This is a genomic window from Gordonia rhizosphera NBRC 16068, assembly GCF_000298195.1.
Lineage (GTDB): Bacteria > Actinomycetota > Actinomycetes > Mycobacteriales > Mycobacteriaceae > Gordonia > Gordonia rhizosphera.
This window is the reverse complement of sequence record NZ_BAHC01000002.1, coordinates 1-8,750: the sequence shown is the minus strand read 5'-3', so window position 1 is coordinate 8,750 and position 8,750 is coordinate 1. Positions and strand designations below refer to the sequence as shown.

Here is an 8,750-nt window from a genome sequence, read left to right as displayed (position 1 = left end):
ATCGTCGAGCAGGACCTGGGCGCGGGCGACGATCCCCTGATCGTCGCCGCTGATACCGGCCGGCCAGGGCCCGGCCCACCACTGCAGTTCCCAGCTCCGCTCACGACCGTCGCGATCGGTCCGCACCGTGGTGGGCTCCGCGGAGAACATGCCGCGGCCGGTGACCTCCACTGCGTGACCGGCCAGATCCAGTACCCGGATCGGGGTGTCGAGCAGGACCGTCGGGGTCGGCTGCGGTATCCGACCCGGCCAGGGGGCATCCGGTTCCCGCTCCGGGATCCGTTCGTCGCCGAGCGCCACCATCGTGATCCGGTCCCCCGGCCCACGCCCGCCGCTGGGGATCGGGAGTTGCACCGCATCACCCCCGAGCAGGCCCTGCACCCGCACCAGCGACCGACGGACCCGCTCGTCGACCTCCGGGTCCTCGGGTAACCCGTTGCCGCTCAGGACATATTGCAGCGCTCCCGCCGCGACGACCTCGATCGGCTCGAGCCGCAGCAGGCCGATCGGCGAATCCGGCCGCTCCGGCGACCCGGCCCGACCGCCGGTCAACCAGCCCTCGAGTTGCCACCGAATCCGGTCCGCGGTGGCCTCCGGGGTCAACGGTTGGGCACACCGCCAGGTCCGGGCATGACGCTGGCCACGCTCGGTCACCGCCTCCACGGTGAGACGGGTGCAGGCCACCGACACCGAGGCCAGTCGACGCGCCAGTTCATCGGCCAGTCGACGCCCGAGAAAGGCCGCGACATCGACCCGCTCGATCGGCGGGTCGCACACGTGCTCGATCACCAGGTCGATCGGGTGCACCCGGCCCGACGGGGGTCGTCCGGGTGTGGCGTTCGCGAGTCGGTGTGCGACGACGGCATCGGCGGAGAACCGGGAGGCCACATCTCGGATGGACATGGCGGCGAAGGCACCGATGGTTGTAATCCCCAGTCGCCGAAGGAGGTCGACCAGATCGGTCCGACTCGGATCGCTCAGGCTCGGTTCGACGACGAGGTCGGTGATGGGTCGTCCGGCCAAGAAGGCGGCATCGCCGCCGGGTGCCACATGATCCCCCTGTCGCGCCGCGATCACCGCGGTGAACAACTCGTCGGCCACACCGGCCTGAGCCTCCACCCCCACTGCGGCGACCGCGTCGATCAGCTTCTCGGCGAGTACCTCCTCCCCGCCGAAGTACCTGGTGGCATTGGTCGACGGCACCACCAGCAGACCCGGACGCAGCACCTCGACGGCCGGCACCAACCCGGCCACCACCGACACGACCGGTTCAAAGATCCGACCATCCCGATTCTCGTCGGTGGGCACGACGGTCATCTCCGGGCATGCCGACTGCGCCTGTCGTTTCCGCATCCCCCGGCGCACGCCCGCGCTACGGGCCGGCGCCGAACACGCGATGACACGATTGGCTCCCAGCACCGCGATCGGCTGCTGAGGCGGGAGGTCGTCGGCGATCGCGGCGGCGGTCGCGGGCCAATCCGGACACCACAGGGCCAGCACCCGACCTGTCCTCGCGGATCGCGTCCGTACGGTCGGGCGGGAGGTCGAGGCACCCATCAGTTGGCCACCGCCAGGCTCGGCTCCCGGGATTGCGACGGCACCAGTCCCATCCGTGCTTCGGTTCCGAAACCCCTTGCAACGAAGTCGATCTCGCCGATCTTCCGGCGCCGTCCCCGATCCGTGACAGTGACCTGCAGGGACATCCCGCCGATCCTGCCGTAACCGACCCGGGCATCCGCGAGGTCGGACGGCCCAGCCCCGCCGGGCAGATGCCGATAGGCCATCACCTCCGCGTCCAGACGGAGGTGCGCCCCCGGCCACGTGCCGGCAACCACCAGCAGGGTCGACAGCTGCTTGCGCACCCTGCCCATCACCACCCTGGTCCGAGACGGCGGAACCGTGATCCCATCGAGTCCGAGCACCACGAGGTCGAGACCGTCGAGCAGCACCCCGGCGACCTCCACCGGATCAACCCCCGGGTCCGGGACCGTGGCGATGCGCGACAGATCGCCGCCCAACTCCTCGACCGACCCGAAGTTGAGCGCGGGCAGGCCCACGACTCCCACCTGCGCGCCCGACGCACTGACCGACGCGATCACCGACAGCAGGATCGACCGCGCCCCGGAAACCGTCACCACGCTGCCGCGGGCGATCCCGCGCTGCGGCAGCAGATCGGCCAGCGCCTCCGGAACCGGCAACATGTCCGTCGAACGATCGGCGACACCGACGGCGCGGCGGTCGGGGCGCCCGGTCATCGCTGCGATCTGGCGGCGGAGACGGTCGAGTTCGGCGTTCTCCGCGCCAACATTCCCTGCACCACCCATACAATCCTCCTGACCTGCGAATTCCTGTCGAATTTCCGCAATCAGCGCGCAGGGAAGATGCATGCTGTTCGAACATATTTTCGATTCGATTTGATCCTAGGACGGCCTACCGACAACCGTCAACGCGACCGGATTCGACCCAGCTCAGAACAGCGTGAGCGCTTGCTGCAACTCGGGCTTCGCCACCGGATCGGGATCGGTGTCGCGCCGCTCGCCCGACCCCCGCGTCATCGACGACCCGGCCAGCGACGACCCGGCCAGCCCGTACCGCTGCACCAGCGGGCGCATCCTCTCCCGCAGCCAGGAGGAGTATTCCGGGGTCACGTAGGCACCCCGCCCATAGAGCCCGCGATACCGCCGTACCAGCGCGGGGTGCTCGTCGGCCAGCCATTCGAGGAACCATGGCTTGGTCGCACCCCGAAGGTGCATCGGGAACGCGGTCACCCCGGACGCGCCGGCCTCGGCCAGGGCTGCCAACAGACTCTCCAGGTGCGCGGTGGAATCGCTCAGATACGGGATCACCGGCGCCACCATCACATGCGGCGCGAAGCCCGCCTCGGCCACCGCGCGGATCAACTCCAGACGCGCCCGCGGGGTCGGGGTACCAGGTTCCACCGCCTTTTGCAGTTCGGCGTCATGGATGGCCAGCGAGATCGCGATGCTCACCGGGACCCGCCGCGACACCTGACGCAACAACGGGAGATCCCGCTGCAGCAAGGTGCCCTTGGTGAGGATCGAGAACGGGGTCTGCGACTCGGCCAGGGCCGAGATCACACCCGGCATCAGTCGATAGCGTCCCTCGGCCCGCTGATAGGGGTCGGTGTTGGTTCCCAGCGCCACGGTCTCGCGGTTCCACGATCGCCGACGCAGCTCCTTGCGCAGCACCGCGGCCACGTTCAGCTTCACCACCACCTGGGTGTCGAAATCCCGGCCTGCGTCGAGTTCCAGGTATTCGTGCGTGGGACGGGCGAAACAGTACCGGCACGCATGGGTACAACCGCGAAAGGTGTTGACCGTGAACCGAAACGGGAGGTTCGCCACATCCGGTACCTGGTTGAGCGCACTCTTGGCCAACACCTCGTGAAAGGTGATCCCCTCGAACTCGGGAGTCTGCACCGACCGCACCAGACCGGCCTTCCCCAGCCCGGGGAGCGCTCCGTCATCGACCTCGACACCCTGGCCGGCCCACCGCATGCGCACAGTCGAACATATGTGCGACCGAAGTGTCAAGCTCTCGCGCCCGCCCCGGCGGGCCCGACTATCATGCAGCCTATGCCACCCACCGCACCGGAAGGTCACCGCACACCGGGACCGCAGACGCTGGTGGCCGGCCGCTACCGGCTGAGGTCGCGTATCGGTGGGGGCGGCATGGGTACCGTTTGGCTGGCCCACGACCAACTCCTCGCTCGCGACGTGGCCGTGAAGCAGGTCGTGTCCACCGAAGGGCTGAGCGAGGAGTCCGCCGACAACCTTCGACAGCGCGCGATGCGAGAGGGTCGTATCGCCGCGAAACTCGCCCACCGCAACGCGATCGCCGTCCACGACGTCGCCCTCGACCGCGGTGAGCCGTGGCTCGTCATGGAGTATCTCCCCTCCCGAAGTGTCGCCCAGATCCTGCACACCGCAAGGACTCTCGATGTCGACCAGGCGGCACAGATCGGCGCCCAGGTGGCCGATGCGATGGCGACCGCCCACACGGCTGGCATCATCCACCGCGACATCAAACCGGGCAACATCCTGGTCACGACGACCGGGCGGGATGCGGGACTGGTCAAGATCACCGATTTCGGGATCTCCCGCGCCAAGGACGACACCGCCGCGAACCAGTCGGGTGTGATCACCGGCACCCCGGCCTACTTCGCACCCGAGGTCGCCCGTGGCGCCGATCCCGGCGAGGCGTCGGATGTCTACTCGCTCGGCGCGACGGTCTACACGCTCGTCGAGGGCCGGCCCCCGTTCGGCGTCGACGACGACTCGTTGGCGCTGCTGCACAAGGTCGCCCGAGCCCGGATCAACCCGATGACCAGGGCCGACGCGCTCGAGCCGGTGCTGTTGGCGATGCTCGAACCGCATCCGGACAAACGCCCGACGATGGCGCAGGCCCGCGACCGCCTCGCGCGGGTGGCCGCCGGCTCCCGCGGTTCGATCCAGCAGGTGCTGACCAGCCCCCTGCGGCGGCCCGATGGTGGCACCCCGGTCTGGGCACAGCGGTCTCCGCGGCCCTCGCGTAGCCATCCGACGGGTACCCATCGGCCGGTCGTGACCCCGACCGCCGACGACGCACCAGCCGCTACCTCGACGTCCGACCCGGCCACACCCCGGTCGTCGGCCTCACCCGCCCCGTCGGCCACACCCCGGGCAGACGTCATGTCCGGCCCGCGCCCGCGCCCGACACCGCGCCCGACCTGGAGCGGACCGTCGACGTCGACGACCACGGTCGTTCTCGGACTGTTCGCCCTCGTCGCACTCATCGCCATCCTCGTCGGCCTGGCCGTCGCCCTTCTCTGACGCCCACCCCGCCCCGTGTCGGTTCTTCCCCCGGAATTCCGATCGTCCCCCGACTGCCAGCATGGTCGTGAGACAGATGCTGGTGGTGCGGGGCGAGGGGCGGGAGTGCGGTCAGCCGATGTGGCGGGTCGCAGCCCAGCGCGTGAGCGCGTTCCGGTTGGACTGCTGGGTCTTGCGCAGCACGTTCGACGCATGCGTCTCGACGGTCTTGATCGAGATGAACAACTCGTCGGCGATCTCACGGTAGGTGTACCCGCGGGCGAGCAGGCGCAAAACCTCGAGCTCCCGTTTGGTCAGCGAGTCCAGTTCCGGATCCAGCGGCGGTTCGGGTGACGACGATTTGCCGGTGAACGAGTCGAGCACGAAACCGGCGAGCCGAGGGCTGAACACGGCGTCACCGTCGGCAACCCGACGGACCGCGTCGGCGAGTTCGCGACCGTCGATCGTCTTGGTCACGTACCCGCGTGCACCGGCTCGGATCGTGGCGATCACGTCCTCGGCGGCATCGGATACCGACAGCGCCAGGAACACCGGCGCCCCGTCGGGCATCGCGTCGGTGACCCCGCGCAGCACGGCGACACCTCCGCCTGCGGGCATGTGCACATCGAGCAGGACCACATCCGGCCGCAGGCGCACGATCGCCGCGACCGCCTCGACCACGGCGCCCGCCTCGCCCACGACCTGCAGACCCGGTTCGGAGGCCAGCTCGGCGCGGACCCCCGACCGGAACACGGCGTGGTCGTCGACGAGAAAGATCCGGCACGGCGCCGCCTCGGTCATCGATGTCCTTTCTCTTCTTTGTGTGGCTGTTCCGCCGGCACCGCGATGCCGGGTTCGGCATCGGATCCGGCGGCGTGGCCGCGCGGCATCGTCAGGCGCACGTTGGTGCCGCGCCCGGGAGTGGAGTCGATCGCGACCTCACCGCCCACCCGCTGCATCCGCGCCCTGATCGACCTCGCGATCCCCTGACGGTCGTCGTCGATGAGATCCTGATCGAAACCGACACCCCGATCACGAACGAACACCTCGACCTGATCGTCGGTCACCTCTCCGTAGACGTCGACCTTGCGCTCCCCGGAATGTTTGGCCGCGTTGATCAAGGCCTCGCGCGTGGCGCCGACGAGCGCGGTCCAGCGGCGCCGATCGGCGGGCGGTTCGTCGTCGGGTCGCAGATCGCCGACGGTGATGACGTCGACCTCGATGCCGTAGTCGTCCTCCACCTCGGCCCCGACACCCTGCAGACTCGCCGACAACGAGCCCGCCCGTTGTGCGGGATCGCCGAACAGCCAGCCGCGCAGCTCCCGCTCCTGGCTGCGCGCCAGGCGTGCGACCTCGTCGGGTTTGCCTGCCTGTTTCTGGATGAGCGCCAGCGTCTGCAGCACCGAGTCGTGCAGGTGGGACGCGATCTCCTCGCGTTCGGCGTTGCGGATGCGCGCGGCCCGTTCCTCGTTGAGGGCGCGCAACATCTGCATCCACAGCGGCACGGTCAGCAGCAGCACTCCGATGAGGGTGGCGGCGACGGCGAGCAGCGTCGTGGAGAGCCCACCGAAGTTCTGATCACCGGCGAGCACGATCACCACGAGCCCACCGATCACGAGCAGGGCGCCGCCGATCAGCCGGGTCCAGGTGAGCACAGGGGTGCGCGGTGACGCTCGTGAGGTGTCGAACTCGCGCCACACCAGACTCGCGCCGACGGCCACGAACACGAATGGCACGAGGTAGGCGGCCGGAGTACCCGAGGCGGCGAACCCGACGACCGACATCGCGACCAGGCCGACGATGGCGAGTCCGTAGGCCTGTCGCCGTTCCCCCGGCGAGGGCGGGGCCGTGTCGTGGCCGGGCGGGCAGAAGAACCACAACAGACCGTAGGCGAGCACGCCGGCCCCTGCCATGGCGGCCAGCACCGTGAAGACGACCCGCACCCGGAAGGCGTCGACACCGAGATGATCGGCGATCCCGCCGGCCACGCCACCGATGACCCGGCCCCCGCCACGGCGCACCAACCGGGGCGTCGACGACGCCACGGAGGATGACGCGGGCACGGGGGCACGACCACTCACACTTCGATGGTGGCACGGTCGGGCCCCGATGCACATCAGGGACGTTCTCAGGGTCGTCCCCGATGTGCGGAGTCCGCGCGACGACGACGATGGGGACCATGGACACGAAGCAGTTCGAACGGATGTGGGCGACCCGACCCGTCCGGCCCCGCGGCAACCGCACGGTGGCCGGGGTGTGCGCGGGTATCGGTGCGCGGTATCGGGTCGATCCGACGCTGGTCAAGGTCGCCTTCGTGGTGGCCACGCTGTTCGGCGGCAGTGGTCTGTTGCTCTACATCGCGGCCTGGATCACGATGCCCGGCCAGGACCGGGCCGACCAACTCGGAACCGGTGCCACCGAACGATGGGATGGACAGCGCGGTCGCGCGAGCATGACGCAGCGCAACGGCAAGTTCATCCTGCTGATCGTCCTCGCGATCATCCTGTTGACGTCGTTCGGCCCCAACGCCACCTGGAGTTCGGGAGGCCTGGTCGGTGCGGCCCTGATGCTGCTCGGTTGGTGGCTGCTCTATCAGCGCACCCCCGAACCACCACCCGGAACCAGTGCCGACACGTACCGTCCCGCCCCGGTCACCGGCTGGTCGGGTACCCCGGATGATCTGCAGCGGTGGGTGCCCCGTTCGATGACGGACACCGCGACGGGAGCGACCACGCCGGTGCCGCAACAGTTCTCCGCCGAGAACCCATATCCGCCGTCGCCCTATCCCGCCGCACCGTATCCCGCGGCGCCCTATCCCGCCGCACCGTATCCCGCGGCGCCCTATCCCACGGAGCCTTATCCCACGGGGTTATTCCCGACGCCGTCCTCCCCCACGGCGCCCTATCCACCCAACTCGCCTTACCCCACTGGACCACAGCCCCCGGTGACCGATCCCGGCGCACCGGTCCCCCCGGCGGACTCCGGCCCTGCCGCCTCCGGCGCTGCGGCTTCCGGCGCCTTCGCCCCCGACGATCCGCATCGGATACCCCCGGCCTGGGATCCGCTGGGCGCCGCCGAGTTCGCCTGGGATCTCCCCGAACCCGCACCTCTGCCCACGCCGGGCGAGGTGAAGGAGCGTCGATCGCCGTTGACCCTCGTCGTCCTCGGTCTGGCGGTCATCGTCGGCGCGGCCGGTGCCGCGGCTCATCAGGCGGGCGTGGACTGGTTCACCACAACCCGGGTCCTGGCGCTGACCCTCGCGGTCGTCGGCGTCGGGTTGGTCCATGCCGGCCTGCGACGGCGCAGGTCGGGTCGGCACAGCACCGGACTCGTCCCGGTGGCGCTGGCCCTCGGTGTCGCGGTCGTGGTGTCGGCGGCGGTCGCCAACCTCGACGGGCTCCCACCCGGCGGCACGGGTGAGCGCACCTGGAAGCCACTGAGCGAGAACGAGATCCAGAGCGAGTACACGCTCACGATGGGGCGGATGACCTTGGACCTGCGATCGGTGGAACTCACCGGGGACCGCACCGTCGACCTTCACAACGGTATCGGTGAGGTCGCCGTGCTGCTGCCCCCTGGGATGAACGTCCGGGCGCACTGCGAGACCCGGATCGGTGACGAGAGCTGCCCCGAGGGGCTCTCCGGCGGCGACGACGGCACCGAAGGCCCGGTCCTGACGATCAACGCCCGCAGCAACGTCGGCCATGTGGAGGTGACCCGATGAATGACATGAACACCGAATCGGAGGCGACAGACACCCGCCACCGTTCGCCCGGCCTGATCATCCTGGGGATCGTGGCACTCGTGCTGGCCGGCTGGGGCATCGCGGGGAACCCGGACCTGCCCGACGCCGCCGATCTCGGCTGGATCGCCGTCGCGGTCGGACTGCTCATCGGGCTGGTGCTGATCCTGACCGGCGCACGCTCCTCGCGCCGCCAC

At 69.7% G+C, this 8,750-nt stretch carries 8 protein-coding genes; 3 read left to right on the top strand and 5 right to left on the bottom strand.

Annotated features, from left to right (window positions below; translation table 11 throughout):
* From GORHZ_RS00150 to GORHZ_RS00140, 3 genes are all read right to left on the bottom strand, one after another.
* The coding region (locus GORHZ_RS00150; RefSeq protein ID WP_083877144.1) for a DNA polymerase Y family protein at nucleotides 1–1,557 on the bottom strand (1,557 nt) is incomplete at its 3' end.
* Entirely contained in the window at nucleotides 1,557–2,324 is a 768-nt protein-coding gene (gene imuA', locus GORHZ_RS00145; protein ID WP_006329098.1) for a DnaE2-dependent mutagenesis accessory factor ImuA', read from the bottom strand. The genes imuA' and GORHZ_RS00150, both read right to left, overlap by 1 nt.
* Before the next feature lie 144 nt (nucleotides 2,325–2,468).
* On the bottom strand, nucleotides 2,469–3,518 hold the full coding sequence (locus tag GORHZ_RS00140) for an Rv2578c family radical SAM protein (RefSeq protein ID WP_040529472.1): 1,050 nt from the start codon (nucleotides 3,516–3,518) through the stop codon (nucleotides 2,469–2,471).
* 78 nt (nucleotides 3,519–3,596) lie between these two features.
* Here GORHZ_RS00140 and GORHZ_RS00135 point away from each other — a divergent pair, with 78 nt between their 5' ends.
* A complete protein-coding gene (locus GORHZ_RS00135; protein ID WP_040529471.1) occupies nucleotides 3,597–4,832 on the top strand; it encodes a serine/threonine-protein kinase in 1,236 nt (411 codons plus the stop codon).
* A 111-nt stretch (nucleotides 4,833–4,943) separates the two neighbouring features.
* Here GORHZ_RS00135 and GORHZ_RS00130 read toward each other — a convergent pair whose 3' ends face one another.
* Both GORHZ_RS00130 and GORHZ_RS00125 read right to left on the bottom strand, forming a co-directional pair.
* Nucleotides 4,944–5,612 carry a response regulator gene (locus GORHZ_RS00130; protein WP_006329095.1) on the bottom strand — a complete coding sequence of 223 codons (669 nt, stop codon included), beginning with the start codon at nucleotides 5,610–5,612 and terminating at the stop codon, nucleotides 4,944–4,946.
* On the bottom strand, nucleotides 5,609–6,832 hold the full coding sequence (locus tag GORHZ_RS00125) for an ATP-binding protein (protein WP_006329094.1): 1,224 nt from the start codon (nucleotides 6,830–6,832) through the stop codon (nucleotides 5,609–5,611). The genes GORHZ_RS00130 and GORHZ_RS00125 overlap by 4 nt, the downstream gene beginning before the upstream one ends.
* Nucleotides 6,833–6,990: 158 nt before the next feature.
* Between GORHZ_RS00125 and GORHZ_RS00120 the strand changes: the two genes are divergently transcribed.
* On the top strand, nucleotides 6,991–8,535 hold the full coding sequence (locus GORHZ_RS00120) for a PspC domain-containing protein (protein WP_006329093.1): 1,545 nt from the start codon (nucleotides 6,991–6,993) through the stop codon (nucleotides 8,533–8,535).
* Nucleotides 8,532–8,750: hypothetical protein (locus GORHZ_RS00115; protein WP_006329092.1), on the top strand; the 219-nt coding region annotated here is incomplete at its 3' end. The genes GORHZ_RS00120 and GORHZ_RS00115, both read left to right, overlap by 4 nt.